Genomic DNA, 16,368 nt, shown 5'->3' on the forward strand with positions numbered 1-16,368 from the left:
TATAATTGAAAAAATGTTAAAAAACGATTGACATTGATACTGATAATCATTATCATTTAATTATAGAGAGATACCTACTCTCTGTTCCCCAACCCCTCTATCAGATCAAGATCCGAAAAAACTTGGCGCTACCCCCGCCAAGTTTTTTATTTTGCCAAAGCATAAGACAATCCATAAAACAATAAACCTAACTAGGGGAAAACATGGAACACTGGAAGGAACAAAAATAGTCATTCAGCGCCTGCCCCCCGTACCAATGCTGCATGGCGGTGTAAGAGATATTAGTCGGCAAATGCGGCGAGATGTTCACCCCTGAATCATTACATATTGCAAAATTTCAAAAGAAGATTTTGATGAATTAGTAAAAAAGCCTTCTTGACGCTGCGGGTATATTAAAAAAATCATTAATGTGTGCATGACATTCAAAAAAAAGCCTCAAACTAATAAAAAATCATTTTTTCATTTTTTTCTTTTCTTAAATTCAGCAGGGAAAATGCCATCCTGTCCGACTTTATGGTATGATGCTCAATAGAACTTGTATTATAATAAATACTTGTTGATTTGAAGTTGCTTTTTGAAAGGAGTCCTTTTTTAGAATGTCACAATTAATGGGTATCATCACACGGCTGCAAAGTCTGCAAGAAACAGCGGAAGCGGCTAACGAGCCAATGCAGCGTTATTTCGAAGTAAATGGTGAGAAAATATGCAGTGTAAAATATTTCGAAAAAAATCAAACGTTTGAGCTGACAGTTTTCCAAAAAGGTGAAAAACCTAACACATATCCGTTTGATAATATCGACATGGTTTCCATCGAAATCTTTGAACTTCTTCAGTAGGTTCCTGAAATAAGGGGAACAAGCTTCCGCTTCTGTAAAAAGTAATCGTAATAAACGATAAGGAACATACTTGTTTCATGGTTGTAAATCCTTGAAAAGGAGTGTCGGCATGGCTGATTCTTTTCTGTTTTATAATCTCTCAGAAGCACAGATGACCTTTCAAGATGTGATGGAACGGCTTAAAGCCTTTGTTCGAAAGGACCCCCGTTCCTCCTATGTGTTATCTATCGGAACCGATTCACAGGTCCACCGAGATTACACCAAGTTTATTACCGCATTGCATTTGCATCGTACAGGCAAGGGAGCTTGGGGCTGTTTGAAAAATCATACAGTCGACAGACCCATACATAGCCTTCGGGAGAAGATTTCGTTAGAAACGGCGTACAGCCAGGAAACAGCCGCTTATATTCTGGACGGACACTTAATGGATATCACAGATCTGCTCCTGCCCTTTACCGGTGAGGGAGCGGATCTGACCTTTGAGGTTCACTTGGATATTGGAAAAAAAGGGCTTACAAAAGAACTGATTCAAGAAATGACAGGACGTATTACTTCCATGGGGATAGAGGCGAAAATAAAACCGGATTCATACACTGCCTTCAGCTATGCAAATCGTTTTACAAAATAATTCCGTGTGAAAAGCAAAGGGAAATGTCGAATTATGCGGTTGACGTTTGTTTTCTGATTACTTATTCTAGCGGTAGAGCTGAAAGTAAGTTGACTTACTTTCAGAGGTATTCAGTATAAAACAGGGGGCCTGATTGCGAATGAGTCTTATCGGTGAACGATTTACAGAAGAAGAACAAAAACTTCTGCTGAATATCCTGATCAACCATGAGTATGCTATCGAGCTTTTGAGCAGTGAAATCAACGATATAGAGACAGGAACCAAAAACGTTGATGGAACCACCTACAAAAAACTTGTAACACTATACGACCGATTTCGATTTGAAAATTAATGTAATGCCCTATAATTGATACTCGTAAAAAGAGTATCTTTTTTATTGGAGGAAACTTTTCGACAAATACTGATAAAGTTTATATTATTGTAATATAGGGAATGTATGGTTGATGAAAATGAAAAGGGGTCGAAAACATGATAAGCTTACAATCAGACCAGCTTCTTGAGGCAACAGTCGGACAATTCATGATTGAGGCGGACAAAGTAGCGCACGTTCAAGTCGGCAATAACCTTGAGCACGCATTATTAGTGCTGACAAAAACCGGATACACAGCTATTCCGGTTCTTGATGCGTCCTATCGTTTACATGGTTTAATCGGCACAAATATGATTATGAACAGCATTTTTGGGCTTGAGCGAATTGAGTTTGAAAAGCTTGACCAAATTACAGTTGAGGAAGTGATGCTGACAGATATTCCGCGTCTCCATACAAATGATCCGATTATGAAGGGATTTAGCATGGTCATTAATAACGGATTTGTCTGTGTGGAAAACGACGAACAGGTGTTTGAAGGGATTTTTACGAGAAGAGTGGTATTAAAGGAGTTAAATAAGCACATACGCTCATTGAATAAGTAGGCTTCACGGCCTATTTTCAATATATTGGAAGGTCAACAAAGAAAGCGTATACATAATTTAAACGAGAAAAGGACTTGAATCAGAAACGAAGAGTTTATTAGAATGGGAGATAAGAAAAACTTATTGATTATAAAAAAGGAGGACGACATGCAGCTTCAAGAGCTTCATATGCTCGTAGTTTTAGCTGAGGAGTTAAATATGAGAAAGGCGGCGGAGCGGCTTTTTGTATCTCAGCCGGCTTTATCTCAGCGCTTACAAACGATTGAAAAGGCGTGGGGCACTAAAATCTTTTTGCGATCTCAAAAAGGGTTAACGGTAACCCCCGCCGGTGAGAAAATCATTCAGTTTGCAAATGATGCAACGTTAGAGCAGGAAAGGATTAGAGAAAATATTGATGAGCTTGAAGGTGAAATTCACGGCACATTGAAGCTTGCTGTCGCCTCAATAATCGGCCAGCATTGGCTCCCTAAAGTCCTGAAGACGTATGTGGAAAAGTACCCGAATGCAAAGGTTTCGCTCATTACCGGCTGGAGCAGCGAAATGCTGAAAAGCTTATATGAGGATCAGGTTCATATCGGTATTATAAGAGGGAATCCTGAGTGGAAGGGCCGTAAAGATTACTTGATGACAGATCACCTGTATTTAGTCGACACTGACATTTCCTGCATCGAAGATATTGCCCATACTGAACGGCCGTTTATCCAGTTTAAAAGCGACAGCACCTATTTTCAGGAAATTCAGCATTGGTGGCATCAAAAATTTAAAACGTCGCCAAAACAGACGATATTGGTTGATCAGATTGAAACGTGTAAACAGATGGCGTTGCACGGAATCGGTTATGCCATATTGCCGTCAGTTACTCTTCAAAATGAAGATAAAGTCAATAAAATGCCACTGTTAGACACAAAAGAGCATCCAATTGGACGGGACACATGGCTATTAGGCTATGAACCTGCCTTTGAGCTGAAGCAAGTTCAAGCTTTTGTTCAAGTCATAAAGGATATGCTGGATCAGGAAAATCCATTTTAAAAAGACAGCGATGTGCTGTCTTTTTTTATTTACTTATTGACAATGAAAATCATTATCATTTAAAGTGTTACATATGATATTGAAAATCATTATCAATTAATGAGGTGATAACATGGCTAAAGCCCTGATTACATATGCCAGCATGTCAGGAAATACGGAAGACATTGCCGTCATTATAAAAGAAACGTTTCAGGATTATGAGTTGGATATCGACTGCATGGAGATAGATGATGCGGATGTTTCTGCCTTGACATCCTATGATTATGTGCTGATTGGCACGTATACATGGGGCGACGGCGATTTGCCTTACGAAGCGGAAGATTTTTTTGAAGAGGTCAAACAGCTCCAGCTTAATGGTTTGATAACAGCCTGCTTTGGATCTGGCGACTATTCTTATCCGAAGTTTTGTGAAGCGGTCAATTTGTTCAGTGTCATGCTGCAAGAGGCGGGAGCTGCTGTTTACCAGGAAACATTGAAAATCGAACTGGCGCCTGAAACAGATGAAGATGTGGAAAGCTGCCGAGCGTTTGCGAGAGATTTTCTTGCATGGGCGGATTATATCAGCAAGGAAAAGACCCATGTTTCATAAAGGGGCGACTGCTGTCACGGCATCGGCATCTTCAGGTTATTTTGTGGCGGTACAAAGAGAAGGCATTTTTCATTATTCTTTGGAGCAGGGCTGGAGAAAGCTTTTCCGTTTGAAAAGCAAAATTCATGGCATCAGTTACATAGGGCCTTACTTGTTTGGCGTCGGTGAAAAGGGAACGGTCATTCGTTCGTCTGACGAAGGGAAAACCTGGACGATGTCGAGCTTTCCGACAAACGCAACAGTATGGGCGATTACTGGCCGAAACGACGGGTTTGCCTGCGCCCATGGCAAGCATTGCATTTATGTATCGGATGATTTTGGTGTTTCTTGGCGCGTAGCCAAACCTTTTGCGGGATTTGATAACCCCCCTGTAATCCGTTCATTGTGCCTGCAGGGCAGCAGCCTTTTCATCGGCACGCAAATACACGAATATTTTGGAGGCATTTGGGCTTATGACTTTAACCATGACACAGTCCAAATCGTTAAAAAAGAAGAAACACGCATGACAGCATCCATGCTCGTGTTCAATGAAAATTGGCTAGTGGCTGCGATGGGTTCTGTGAAAGGTAAGTGCGGTGCTGTCACTGTACGGAATATTTTGACTGATGAAGAGTTCACTATACAATCCAGCATGATGAAAAATGAAGAATCATTTCTTGATATTTCAGAGGATGATGGAATTATATATGTCACAACAATGCAAGACGAAAATGGTTATTCGAGAATTTACCAGGCCGACCTCGAAGCCAGGTCGTTAAAATGGTTCGATACCATTAAAGGGCATGGATGGAGAGTGGCCAATCAGAAAGAGAATTTCTTTTGTGCAGGTTTGTATGAATGTAAATTTGTTCAGCCGTACGATGTGTCAGCAATGATTCATTAGAGGAGGAAAAAAGAATTGGGGAAGATTTTACTCGTTTATGCAACAATGTCTGGCAACACTGAAGCAATGGCAGATTTGATTGAAAAGGGGCTTCAAGACACGGAAGCGGAGGCAGACCGTTACGAAGTGATGGATATAGATGATGCACAGCTGTTTAACGATTATGACCATATTATGATGGGAACCTACACGTGGGGTGACGGCGATTTGCCTGATGAATTTTTAGACCTTGCTGAAGATATGGATGAGATTGATTTTTCCGGCAAAACTTGCGCTGTATTCGGTTCCGGTGATACAGCATATGAATTTTTCTGTGGAGCAGTTGATACGCTTGAAGCAAAAATAAAAGAACGCGGAGGTGAAATTGTACTGCCTTCAGTAAAAATCGAAAATAATCCAGAAGGTGAAGAAGAGCAAGAATTGATGGAGTTCGGAAGACAATTCGCAAAGAAAAGCGGAATCGCTGTCTGACTTACCACTGGGAACTGCTCAAGCGGCTGTTCCTTTTTTTCTTGTCTTTGTATCTTTCGTTTGATACAGTAATGAGGTAGAAAATCAGGAGGAGGACTATACATATGAAAATGATGGACGCAAATGAAATTATTTCATTTATTCAAAATAGCACGAAATCTACACCGGTAAAGGTTTACGTAAAAGGTGAGCTGGAAGGAATCAATTTTGGCGAATCTGCGAAAGCTTTTATCAACGGAAACACAGGTGTCATTTTCGGTGAATGGAGCGAAATCCAAACAGCCATTGAAGAAAATCAAAGCAAAATCGAAGACTATGTGGTTGAAAATGACCGCCGCAATTCTGCGATTCCAATGCTTGACCTTAAAAATATCAAAGCGCGTATCGAGCCTGGCGCGATCATCCGCGACCAAGTTGAAATCGGTGATAATGCAGTCATCATGATGGGGGCTTCTATCAATATCGGTTCAGTTATCGGCGAAGGCACAATGATCGATATGAACGTTGTCTTGGGCGGACGAGCTACTGTTGGCAAAAACTGCCATATCGGAGCGGGTTCTGTGCTTGCGGGCGTTATTGAGCCGCCATCCGCTCAACCGGTTGTAATTGAGGACGATGTTGTGATCGGGGCAAATGCTGTTGTGCTTGAAGGCGTAACAGTAGGCAAAGGAGCGGTTGTGGCTGCAGGCGCAATCGTGGTAAACGATGTAGAGCCATACACTGTCGTTGCAGGAACACCTGCTAAAAAAATCAAAGACATTGATGAGAAAACAAAAGGCAAAACTGAAATCAAGCAGGAATTACGCCAGCTGTAAGGAATGGTTTGATAAAAAAGGCGTGGATATTATATCCACGCCTTATTCGTATAGGCAGGAGGAATAAGGAATGAAGAAAGAGGAGCTCATCGCAATCCGCAGAGATCTGCACCGTATACCGGAGCTTGGATTTCAGGAGTACAAAACCCAGCAATATTTATTAAATGTTTTGGAACAATATCCGCAAGACAGAATTGAAATTGAGAAATGGCGAACAGGGCTTTTTGTTAAGATCAACGGGACGGAGCCGGAAAAAATGCTGGCGTACAGAGCGGATATCGATGCGCTTTCCATTGAAGAGCAGACCGGTCTTCCATTCGCATCAGAGCATCACGGCAACATGCACGCCTGCGGACACGATTTGCATATGACGATTGCACTCGGCATTATTGACCATTTTATTTACCACCCGGTCAAACATGATTTGCTCTTCCTGTTTCAGCCGGCAGAGGAAGGGCCTGGCGGTGCGGAACCAATGCTTGAGAGTGATGTATTAAAAAAGTGGCAGCCTGATGTCATCACCGCATTGCATATTGCTCCAGAGCTGCCCGTAGGCACGATCGCGACAAAAAGCGGCCTCCTTTTTGCGAATACATCAGAGCTTGTCATTGATTTGGAAGGAAAAGGGGGACATGCGGCCTATCCGCACCTTGCCGAAGATATGGTTGTAGCGGCAAGCACACTTGTCACCCAGCTGCAAACGATCATATCTAGAAACACAGATCCGCTGGACAGCGCGGTTATTACGGTCGGTACCATTACAGGAGGCTCAGCACAAAATATCATTGCGGAAACAGCCCGCTTGGAAGGCACCATTCGCACCCTTTCTGAAGAATCGATGAAACGGGTAAAGGAACGGATTGAAGATGTAGTGAAAGGAATAGAAATCGGATTCCGTTGCACAGGAAAAGTAACGTATCCGTCTGTGTATCACCAAGTTTACAATACGAGCGGACTGACAGAAGAATTTATGTCTTTTGTTGCTGAACATGAACTAGCAACAGTAATCGAAGCAAAAGAAGCAATGACTGGAGAGGATTTCGGCTACATGCTGAAGAAATATCCAGGCTTCATGTTCTGGCTCGGTGCTGATTCTGAACATGGGCTTCATCACGCAAAGCTGAATCCTGATGAAAATGCGATAGAAACAGCGGTTAACGTCATGACAGGTTATTTTTCTGTTTATGCCAATTAAGTACAAATGAAAGAATAAAATTCCAAGAAATGAGCACTCTAGTAAACGGAGGTGTTCAATAATGGCAAAAAAAATTGGAATTGAACAATCGTTATCAGATGTTGAATCCGCATTAAAAGAAAAAGGATATGACGTTGTCATGATGAAAAGCCCTTCCGATGCAAAAGGCTGTGACTGCTGTGTCGTAACAGGCCTTGACAATAATGTGCAAGGAATAGCTGACACGGCAACACAAGCACCCGTTATTACAGCTTCCGGGATGACTGCTGAAGAAATTTGCAGCGAAGTGGAAAGCAGAATTCAGTAAATGAAAAACCGAAGCAAAAAAGCTTCGGTTCTTTTATTTACTCAGTTTCTCTAGGAAAAGCGCGGTCAAGGGCGGTTTTTATTTCCTTTCGAAGCACTCGCTCGACGCGCCACTGTTCCATATTTTCTGTTTTGGCAATGACTCTGATCACGATTTCGGAAGTGCCAAGTTCTTGAATCCCAATGACATTTGGGCCCTCTATTATTTGCGGAAGAGCGGCTGCCGTTTCATTGCATACTTGCTGTAAAATGTGAATCGTTTCATCAATGTTTCTTTCAGCCGGCACTTTTATGTCAACCAGAGCCTGCATTGTTCCCCGGGAATGATTGCTCACGTTTGTAATGTTTCTGTTAGGGATATAATGCAGTGTCCCATCAAAACTGCGGATTTGAGTTGTTCTTAAGCCAACCTGTTCGACAATCCCGTCAAAGGTGGAAACCGTAATATAATCTCCAACATCCAATTGTTTTTCAAGCAGAATAAAAAAACCTGTCACGATGTCGCTGACAAGCCCTTGGGCGCCAAATCCGACAGCAAGCCCGACAATTCCTGCTCCCGCTAAAAGAGCGCTAGGATTGTAATGAAACAAATCCAGAACCATGACGAAGAATATAAAAATCAATATGTAAGAACATATGTTGAGAGTCAGGCTTTGGAGCGTATATGCGCGTCCTTTGGACAAACTGTTCTGCTCCTCGAATTTTGCAAACAGATGCTTAATGATTTTCATGCCTAATGATCGGACGATAAAGTAGAGAAAAATCATAATGACGAGTTTAACGAGCAGGACACTGGCATGTGTAATAAGCCCCGGCCAATCATATTGTTTAATAAAATCCATATTGGGCTCCTTTTCTGAAGTGATTGCAGCATATTGAGGTTTGTTACCCTTTACTTGAGCATGTTAAACTTTTTCTTCAAAAATGTTCCAGCCGAAGTCAAACATGAATTGTTAAAAATTGACTCTAAAAATGAGCTCATATATAATGGGCATTGTGATGTTATTAACGAAATATAGATGATGATCCTTTATTTTCATGGGAATCCGGCTTTTAAGCCAAACGATAATTGGAGGGATACATATGGCAGAACGTATGGTAGGTAAACAGGCTCCTCGTTTTGAAATGGAAGCAGTCCTTGCAAGTAAAGAATTTGGCAAAGTAAGTCTTGAGGAAAACATGAAAAACGACAAATGGACAGTGCTGTTCTTCTATCCAATGGACTTCACTTTTGTTTGCCCGACAGAAATTACAGCAATGTCTGACCGATATGACGAATTTGAAGATCTTGATGCAGAAGTCATAGGAGTGTCAACTGACACAATCCATACGCATTTGGCGTGGATAAATACTGATCGTAAAGAAAACGGTCTTGGTCAGCTGAAATATCCGCTTGCAGCTGATACAAACCACGAGGTATCCCGTGAATATGGCGTTTTAATCGAAGAAGAAGGTGTGGCCCTGCGCGGATTATATATTATCAATCCAGAAGGCGAGCTCCAATATCAAACTGTTTTCCATAACAATATTGGCCGAGACGTTGATGAAACGCTTCGTGTTCTTCAAGCGCTGCAAACCGGCGGACTCTGCCCGGCCAACTGGAAACCAGGCCAAAAAACACTTTAATTCTTTCTAAGAACGAAAAAGGGTCTGACATATTTGTTAGGCCTTTTGTGTAATAGGAGGGAAAGCAATGAAATTACGTCAGCCAATGCCTGAATTGACTGGGGAAAAAGCCTGGTTCAATGGAGAAGTAACGAGAGAGCAATTGATCGGAGAAAAGCCGACACTTATTCATTTCTGGTCCATCAGCTGCCATCTGTGCAAAGAAGCGATGCCGCAAGTGAATCAATTTCGTGATCAATATCAAGATAAACTGAACGTTATAGCTGTGCATATGCCTCGATCCGAGGATGATCTGGACCTCGGCAAAATAAAAGAAGTAGCTGATGAACATGATATCACTCAGCCAATTTTTGTTGATAGTGATCATGCTTTAACCGATGCATTTGAAAATGATTATGTGCCTGCATACTATGTGTTTGATAAAACAGGCCAGCTTCGTCACTTTCAAGCCGGCGGTAGCGGGATGAAAATGCTTGAAAAACGTGTGAACCGTGTTCTGTCTGAAACAGAACAGGCTTGAAGATTCTCATAAAAACCTGATCTATCAGGTTTTTTTATTTGTACAAGAAAGGAATCGAAAATGAGTAAGAAGATTATTTTTCCAAATCTGGGCAAGTTGAAAGTTGATATATGGATTGATACGATGAAAAAGCAGCAAATTTTTTTGTTTTTCCTCAATTTTAGATGAATTTCATCGCCCATAACTCGAAAATTGTAGATAGTACACTACATTTCTTTAAAGAAGTAAGTAAAATATATATTTTCAACATAATACCAAATGAACTCGAAAGTCCCTTGAACCCTTGAGAATAAAGAACTCTTCTGGAAAATAAATATTTTTTAGAAAATAAGGAGTTTTTCATAGAGTAAATATAATAGTAAAATGCTAAAATAATAGTTGATAAAATTACTTTTGTAATCTAATATCTTATTTAAAGATGTTAATTTCGATAGGGGGTACATTGAGGAATGTTTAATGAAAGAGAAGCTTTGCGCTTGCGGTTAGAACAATTAAATGAAGCTGAAGTGAAAGTCATTCGTGAATATCAAATCGAACGTGATAAAATATACGCAAAATTAAGAGAGTTGGACAGAAATGGAAGCCCTTCCGAAATCAAAAAGGATTTTCGGTCTGAAAAAAAACCGGACTCTCTGCCGGTTCTCGCTGAGCTTGCGGCTCAGGAGATCAGAAGCTATCAGCCACCGTCACAGCAACAGTCTGTTCAGCCTCAGCTTCAATCTATTTCCTCTCTTCCTGCCGGTATACCAGACGGAACAACACGAAGAAGAAGAGGTACGGCAAGACCGGGATCAAAAGCAGCTAAGCTGCGAGAAGCTGCCATTAAAACTTTGAAACGCCACAACGCGGCGATTAAGAGCTCCGAGCTTCAAAAAGAGATTGAAAAAGAAAGCGGTCTTGAAATCCCTAATATGACAACATTCATGCAAAGCCTAATTAAAATGTATCCGGAAGTGAAAAAGCCGTATCGCGGCCAGTATATTTTAGAAGGCGAAATCGAATCTGCAGAATCAGCTGAACCTGCGGAATCAACGAATGAATAAATAGACAGAAAAACTGCTTGCGTAGTGCGCAAGCAGTTTTTTATTGGTTTTTTTTCTGTGAAGGTTTGTTTTCCCTTTCAAGATTAAGCTTATAGACCCATTTTTGATAAGGTTTTTCTTCAGCGGCTCTGCCTTTCAGTTCTTCAATTGTATGGCTCATGGCCTGGTCTGATGATTGGGCGCGGGTGAGCTGTTTTTGAAGCGCGTGTACCTGTTTGGTGACATCTTCAAGTATGGTTTCTACCTGATGTGGCTGTGCATAGGCCGCTGGGGCTTTTTCTTCTGTTTTTTCTTTTTGTTTCGTGCCGCCATCAATATCGGCAAAATGAGAAGCAATCCAGGCATCACTTTCATCAAGCTGCCGTTTATACGATACAATAGTTTCGTGAAATAGTTTTTCTTTCGTTTTTTCTATTTCGAGCAGCCTTTCTTTCGTTTCTATGATTCGATCTTTCATATGATCAACTTCTATTTTAATATGTTTTAGCTGATATTCTTTTTCTACCATTTGCTCTTTTAGACGGCTGTTTTCAGCTTTCACCATGTCGGTTTGGTGTTTTGCCTGAAGCAATGCGTTCTGTTCCTGCCGGATAGAGGATTGAAGAAGGCTGACTCGTTTATGCAGATTTTTATTTTCTTCTTCCATTTTAATTTTAGCAATATGAAGTTTATGTTTTTCTTCGATTTCGGCTTTGCGTTTGAAGGTTTCAGCAGATAGGAGCTCCTGCAGCGCAACGATTTTATCTAGGAGCTCAGCTCTTATTTGATGCAGGGTTTTGCTGGTGTGGGAGGCGTGTTTTTCTTTCGTTGACATTTGCGTTAATTCGGCGGACAACTGCTGAAGTTTTTCTTTCATATCGTTATTTTCTTTGAGCAGTTTGTTATTTTTCTGATGGAAGTAGGTTGCTTCAAGTTCGGAAATCAGCTTATGGCACCTTGAAAGCTCTGATTTTAAATAAAGGTTCTCCTGAGACACATCGTGGAAAAAAGGACCTGATCTTTTCATTCGAACCATCTCCCTCATGATGTTAACACTACAATATGCAAATACTGAACAGCTATTCCTCTTTAATAAACAGACAAGCAGTGGCGTTAGGGCCTTGCTTTTGCTATGATTTTAACGAACTAGAGGTGAGAGGATATGAAGCATATAAACGTACTGCTGGCAGGAGGAGCCTCACGGCGCTTTGGGGAACCGAAGGCGTTTGTGAAATGGAAGGACAGGATGTTTTACGAATGGACCAAAGCGGCGCTTGGAGAACATGCGGTTATCATCACCCGTCCTGAGCTGATTGGTAGATTCCGAGAAAACGGTGAAAATGAAGTATATCAAGATACTGAGCCGTTTCGAGGAATGGGGCCATTGGCGGGTATATATACCGCTTTTAAAAAGACAGACGGCGAGCTTTATACTGTGTTGTCCTGTGACACGCCGCTGATCCAAAGAAGGACGATGCTGGAGCTCAAGCGTCTGATGGCTCCCGGTAGAGATGCGGTCGTCCCGATTTCAAGGGGACGGGAGCAGCCATTGATTGCAATGTACCATAAACGAATCATGCCCATTTTATATGATCAGCTTTGTGAGAAGAGTTTAAGAATATCAGATTTGTTAAGCCGTATATCGGTTTGTTACGTACAAGATGAAGAAATTGGGGCAAATCCGGCTGAGTTTATTAACGTGAACACACGTGATGATTTTAGCTGTTTGGAAGAAAAAACGAATTCCTTCAGGCGGGACTGATGGGGCAAAAACATGTTAAAATGACATAAAAGATAAGGAGAACAGGTTTGATGGAGGAGCGTTATTCACGGCAAATCAGATTTAAGCAAATAGGGGAAGAGGGCCAGAAAAGACTGGCAGAAAGCCATGTGCTGGTTGTCGGTGCAGGAGCGCTCGGGACGGCAGGAGCTGAAGGGCTTTCGAGAGCGGGGGTCGGTACCATTACCATTATTGACCGTGATTATGTGGAGTGGAGCAACCTGCAAAGGCAGCAGCTTTATACAGAAAGCGACGCCAAGCTCCACATGCCGAAAGCCATGGCTGCCAAAGAGCACCTATCAGCGATTAACAGCGAAATACATATTGAGGCGTACGTTACCGAAGGAACAGCCGAAACGCTTGAGCCGCTGATTGAAAAAGCGGATGTCGTCATCGACGCGACAGATAACTTTGAAACCCGCATGCTGATAAACGATCTTGCCCAGAAAACAAAGACACCGTGGGTCTATGGCGCTTGTGTCAGCAGCCAAGGGATGTTCATGACGATCATTCCAGAAGAAACGCCTTGTCTGTCTTGTTTGTTTGAGCAAATTCCTGTCGGCGGGGCGACGTGTGATACTGCCGGCATTATTCCGCCAGCTGTGCATATTGTTTCGGCCTATCAGCAGGCAGAGGCATTAAAGCTGTTAACCGGAAAAAAAGAAGCGATACAGCGAGGGTTTGTGACATTCGATGTTTGGAATAACTCGCATATGAAGATTAACGTTAATCATGTACGCCGTGAGAATTGCCCATCTTGCGGAGCATACGCGGTTTATCCTTATCTCCAAGACTGGAACACACCAAAAGCCGCTGTACTATGCGGCCGTGATACAGTACAGGTAAGGTCGGAGTCGTTAAAAAGAATTCCGAAACAAGAGCTTATCAATCGGCTTAAAACAATCGGCAAGGTCGAGGCCAATGCGTTTTTGCTGCATATTTTTTACGAGGAATTCAGAATCGTCATTTTCAATGATGGACGGGCACTGGTGCATGGAACAAATGATGTGAAAGAAGCCAATTCCGTGCTGGCAAGAGTAATTGGATTGTAACAACAGGAGGGGTCAGAATGCTGGAGAAAAGAACACCGATACCGGTAGACGAGGCAATTCGGCGTGTCAGCCATTTTCAAAAACAAGGGGAAACAGAATGGGTGGCGCTTGAAGACAGCCTGCATCGCTTTTTATCCGAAGATGTAACAGCGGATCACCACGTACCTGCCTTTGACCGTTCGCCATACGATGGTTTTGCTGTCCGAGCGTGCGATACGGCTGAAGCTTCACGTGAAAACCCGGTTCGATTTGAGGTCATTGACCATATTGGAGCGGGGGCTGTATCTGAAAAAGAACTTGGCCCGTTTCAGGCCGTGCGGATTATGACAGGCGCGCAAATCCCTGAAGGAGCAGATGCTGTCGTCATGATTGAGCTGACTCAAACCTTTGAAGAGAATAAGAAGGCATTTATGTCTTTAAAACGCCGCTTTCAGCCGGGGGATAATATTTCAAAAACAGGTGAAGACGCTCAAAAAGGGAGTGTTTTATTGAAAAAGGGCACCCGAGTCACACCAGGAGTGACCGCTCTTTTGGCAACCTTCGGATACGCATCTGTGCCTGTCGTAAGAAAGCCGGTTGTCGGAATTATTGCAACCGGTACTGAATTGCTGAATGTCAGTGATCCGCTGGAACCGGGGAAAATCCGCAACAGCAATGCCAGCATGGTGTATGCGCAAGTGGTTGAAGCAGGCGCATCTCCGCTTTATTTAGGGAAAATCTCTGATGACCTGGATCAAAGCTTTGCCGCGGTCAAAGAAGCGATGAAAAAGGTTGATTTTCTGATCACAACTGGCGGTGTATCAGTGGGTGACTTTGACTTTTTGCCTGCGATCTATGAAAAACTCGGAGCGGACGTGCTCTTTAATAAGGTTGCCATGCGCCCGGGAAGCGTAACAACGGTGGCGCATGCAAATGATACGCTCCTGTTTGGTCTGTCAGGTAATCCATCAGCATGCTATGTCGGTTTTGAATTGTTTGTCAAACCAATGATCCAGATATGGCTGCTCAATGAAAAACCGCATTCGATTTGTGCGGAAGCTGCTTTGACGAAGGATTTTCCGAAACCGAACCCATTTACCCGTTTTGTACGTGCGTTCGTATACCACCAGGAAGGGCAGTTGCTGGCGGAACCCGTCGGATTGGACAAGTCGAGCTCTGTTACGTCACTTGCAGAAGCAAATGCGTTTATGATCCTGCCGGGCGGCACGAGAGGGTACGAATCAGGCAGAACGGTTCAAGTGCTGCTTATCAGAGAAGAGAATGGAAGTGAATGGCCTTGGTCCGTCCTTTCCCAATCGTCCAAGTTGTAGGATTTCAAAACAGCGGGAAAACAACGTTTATCGAACGTATTCTTGAAAAATCCTCTGAACAGGGGCTCAATTTAGGTTGCTTAAAGCATCACGGTCACGGTGGTGAACCGCAATCGTTCACTAAAGGGAAAGACACTGACCGTTATCAAGCGGCAGGTGCTGATGTGACAGCGGTAGAAGGTGCGGGTGTGTTACAGCTGACAGCCCGCCGCCATTGGGATTTGCCGCGGCTGATTGGGTTATATCAGTTTCTCGAAACAGACTGTCTTCTGATAGAAGGCTTTAAAAAAGCTCCTTATCCCAAAGTGGTTATACTAAGCGAAAAGGAAGATCTTGAAGCATTGCGGGCAGACAATACAATCGCCATCATCTATAGGAAAAAAGAGCATATAACAGAGCATCAGGGATTGTCCGTTTTTCATGCGGATGATCCGGCTGCCGTGGATTTTGTGCTTTCACAGCTGAAGGGGGAATCTGCATAATGGAACGGTTTGAGATCACGAAAACACCCATTATTACCGAAGACATCATCAAAAAAGTGGAGAAACGGGAAGCCGGGGCAATTACCACATTTATTGGCACGGTTCGGGAATGGACAAACGGAAAAAGAACGGTTCGGCTTGAATATGAGGCATATGAACCGATGGCCGTGCAAATGCTGGCTCAAATCGGGACTGAGATTGAAGAAAAATGGAAGGGTGCTTCAGCCGCAATCACCCATCGTATAGGTGTGCTGGATATCGGTGAAGCAGCGGTTGTAATCGCTGTATCCTCTCCCCATCGAAAAGCTGCTTATGAAGCCAATGAGTATGCGATCGAACGGATTAAACAGATTGTCCCGATTTGGAAAAAAGAAATTTGGGAGGACGGTGAGCAATGGATCGGCGACCAGCTTGAAACAACAGCTTATCCGAACGGAAAACCAGATGTAAGCGAGGGAGAGCAGCATGATTAAAATCCTTTTATTTGCAGGGCTTGCAGAACAGGCCGGAACACAAGCATTGGAAATGGATATGGAACAAGCAACGACAGACGAAATAAAAGCAAGTTTAAAAGAACAATACGGACTCGAATCCATTGATACAGCTATGATTGCTGTGAACGAAAGCTATGTGAAAGAAAATACTAGCGTATCTTCAGGCGACACGGTAGCGATCATTCCGCCTGTCAGTGGAGGATGAACCGGACGGCATGCAGCCGCCCGGTTTTTCTGTATTTCATTTGCATATCCCCAAGCATCCCCAGCATACAATGATTTTCTGTAAGCATTATTTTACATAAGAGACTCCCTATAAAGTAAGAGACTCACTCCATCATTAGACTGAATTTTCGAAAAAACAATAGAAATTTATTTCGGGTATCGATATAGTAAAGGTGATAAAAATTGGAAAGGT

General features: G+C 42.7%; 22 protein-coding genes. 20 read left to right on the forward strand and 2 right to left on the reverse strand.

The features are described 5' to 3' along the window. The first annotated feature begins 596 nt into the window (after positions 1-596). From SC79_RS02770 to SC79_RS02820, 11 genes are all read left to right on the forward strand, one after another. The gene (locus SC79_RS02770; RefSeq protein WP_003218671.1) at positions 597-836 is read left to right on the forward strand and encodes a YkuJ family protein; all 240 of its coding nucleotides are present in this window, start codon (positions 597-599) and stop codon (positions 834-836) included. Between the two features lie 109 nt (positions 837-945). Beyond that, entirely contained in the window at positions 946-1,464 is a 519-nt protein-coding gene (locus SC79_RS02775) for a ribonuclease H-like YkuK family protein (protein WP_039073785.1), read from the forward strand. 133 nt (positions 1,465-1,597) lie between these two features. Further along, positions 1,598-1,795, forward strand: coding sequence for an AbrB antirepressor AbbA (gene abbA / locus SC79_RS02780; RefSeq protein WP_010886502.1), 198 nt, complete (start codon positions 1,598-1,600; stop codon positions 1,793-1,795). Positions 1,796-1,932: 137 nt separating this feature from the next. Further along, the gene (gene cbpB, locus SC79_RS02785; protein WP_039073786.1) at positions 1,933-2,376 is read left to right on the forward strand and encodes a cyclic-di-AMP-binding protein CbpB; all 444 of its coding nucleotides are present in this window, start codon (positions 1,933-1,935) and stop codon (positions 2,374-2,376) included. 147 nt (positions 2,377-2,523) lie between these two features. Then, the gene (ccpC, locus tag SC79_RS02790) at positions 2,524-3,405 is read left to right on the forward strand and encodes a transcriptional regulator CcpC (RefSeq protein ID WP_039073890.1); all 882 of its coding nucleotides are present in this window, start codon (positions 2,524-2,526) and stop codon (positions 3,403-3,405) included. A 112-nt stretch (positions 3,406-3,517) separates the two neighbouring features. Next, on the forward strand, positions 3,518-3,994 hold the full coding sequence (locus SC79_RS02795; RefSeq protein ID WP_039073787.1) for a flavodoxin: 477 nt from the start codon (positions 3,518-3,520) through the stop codon (positions 3,992-3,994). Continuing rightward, positions 3,984-4,877, forward strand: a complete 894-nt coding sequence (locus SC79_RS02800; protein ID WP_039073788.1) for a hypothetical protein — start codon at positions 3,984-3,986, stop codon at positions 4,875-4,877. Before SC79_RS02795 ends, SC79_RS02800 begins: the two co-directional genes overlap by 11 nt. A gap of 15 nt (positions 4,878-4,892) precedes the next feature. Continuing rightward, the gene (locus tag SC79_RS02805; RefSeq protein ID WP_039073789.1) at positions 4,893-5,348 is read left to right on the forward strand and encodes a flavodoxin; all 456 of its coding nucleotides are present in this window, start codon (positions 4,893-4,895) and stop codon (positions 5,346-5,348) included. A gap of 104 nt (positions 5,349-5,452) precedes the next feature. Beyond that, positions 5,453-6,163 (forward strand): 2,3,4,5-tetrahydropyridine-2,6-dicarboxylate N-acetyltransferase, encoded by a 711-nt coding sequence (gene dapD, locus SC79_RS02810; protein ID WP_010328497.1) that lies wholly within the window; start codon positions 5,453-5,455, stop codon positions 6,161-6,163. A 70-nt stretch (positions 6,164-6,233) separates the two neighbouring features. Next, the gene (locus SC79_RS02815; protein ID WP_039073790.1) at positions 6,234-7,358 is read left to right on the forward strand and encodes an N-acetyldiaminopimelate deacetylase; all 1,125 of its coding nucleotides are present in this window, start codon (positions 6,234-6,236) and stop codon (positions 7,356-7,358) included. 61 nt (positions 7,359-7,419) lie between these two features. After that, a complete protein-coding gene (locus tag SC79_RS02820; protein ID WP_039073791.1) occupies positions 7,420-7,665 on the forward strand; it encodes a YkuS family protein in 246 nt (81 codons plus the stop codon). Positions 7,666-7,702: 37 nt separating this feature from the next. Here the strand turns inward: SC79_RS02820 and SC79_RS02825 are convergent, their stop codons facing one another. Continuing rightward, positions 7,703-8,506, reverse strand: coding sequence for a mechanosensitive ion channel family protein (locus tag SC79_RS02825; RefSeq protein ID WP_039073792.1), 804 nt, complete (start codon positions 8,504-8,506; stop codon positions 7,703-7,705). A 241-nt stretch (positions 8,507-8,747) separates the two neighbouring features. On the opposite strand from SC79_RS02825, the gene ahpA reads away from it, so the two are divergent. From ahpA to rok, 3 genes are all read left to right on the forward strand, one after another. Further along, positions 8,748-9,290 (forward strand): biofilm-specific peroxidase AhpA, encoded by a 543-nt coding sequence (gene ahpA / locus SC79_RS02830; RefSeq protein WP_010328491.1) that lies wholly within the window; start codon positions 8,748-8,750, stop codon positions 9,288-9,290. A 67-nt stretch (positions 9,291-9,357) separates the two neighbouring features. Further along, positions 9,358-9,810, forward strand: coding sequence for a TlpA disulfide reductase family protein (locus tag SC79_RS02835; protein ID WP_010328490.1), 453 nt, complete (start codon positions 9,358-9,360; stop codon positions 9,808-9,810). A gap of 449 nt (positions 9,811-10,259) precedes the next feature. Next, a complete protein-coding gene (gene rok, locus SC79_RS02840) occupies positions 10,260-10,853 on the forward strand; it encodes a transcriptional regulator Rok (protein ID WP_039073793.1) in 594 nt (197 codons plus the stop codon). Between the two features lie 40 nt (positions 10,854-10,893). On the opposite strand, the gene SC79_RS02845 is transcribed toward rok, so the two are convergent. After that, complete coding sequence (locus tag SC79_RS02845) at positions 10,894-11,859, reverse strand: hypothetical protein (RefSeq protein WP_039073794.1); 966 nt, start codon at positions 11,857-11,859, stop codon at positions 10,894-10,896. 135 nt (positions 11,860-11,994) lie between these two features. On the opposite strand from SC79_RS02845, the gene SC79_RS02850 reads away from it, so the two are divergent. Genes SC79_RS02850 through moaD form a run of 6 tightly spaced genes read left to right on the forward strand, consistent with a single transcriptional unit; the run spans position 11,995 to position 16,155 of the window. Further along, positions 11,995-12,594: a molybdenum cofactor guanylyltransferase gene (locus SC79_RS02850; protein ID WP_039073795.1), complete on the forward strand. Its 600-nt coding sequence runs from the start codon at positions 11,995-11,997 to the stop codon at positions 12,592-12,594. A 50-nt stretch (positions 12,595-12,644) separates the two neighbouring features. Next, positions 12,645-13,664 carry a molybdopterin-synthase adenylyltransferase MoeB gene (locus SC79_RS02855; protein ID WP_039073796.1) on the forward strand — a complete coding sequence of 340 codons (1,020 nt, stop codon included), beginning with the start codon at positions 12,645-12,647 and terminating at the stop codon, positions 13,662-13,664. A gap of 17 nt (positions 13,665-13,681) precedes the next feature. After that, positions 13,682-14,974: a molybdopterin molybdotransferase MoeA gene (locus tag SC79_RS02860; protein WP_039073797.1), complete on the forward strand. Its 1,293-nt coding sequence runs from the start codon at positions 13,682-13,684 to the stop codon at positions 14,972-14,974. Next, on the forward strand, positions 14,935-15,456 hold the full coding sequence (gene mobB / locus SC79_RS02865) for a molybdopterin-guanine dinucleotide biosynthesis protein B (protein ID WP_039073798.1): 522 nt from the start codon (positions 14,935-14,937) through the stop codon (positions 15,454-15,456). The genes SC79_RS02860 and mobB overlap by 40 nt, the downstream gene beginning before the upstream one ends. Beyond that, complete coding sequence (locus SC79_RS02870) at positions 15,456-15,929, forward strand: molybdenum cofactor biosynthesis protein MoaE (RefSeq protein WP_039073799.1); 474 nt, start codon at positions 15,456-15,458, stop codon at positions 15,927-15,929. Before mobB ends, SC79_RS02870 begins: the two co-directional genes overlap by 1 nt. Beyond that, positions 15,922-16,155 carry a molybdopterin converting factor subunit 1 gene (gene moaD, locus SC79_RS02875; RefSeq protein WP_039073800.1) on the forward strand — a complete coding sequence of 78 codons (234 nt, stop codon included), beginning with the start codon at positions 15,922-15,924 and terminating at the stop codon, positions 16,153-16,155. The genes SC79_RS02870 and moaD overlap by 8 nt, the downstream gene beginning before the upstream one ends. Positions 16,156-16,368: the final 213 nt, after the last annotated feature.

The organism is Bacillus sp. MSP13, from assembly GCF_000815295.1.
Lineage (GTDB): Bacteria > Bacillota > Bacilli > Bacillales > Bacillaceae > Bacillus > Bacillus vallismortis.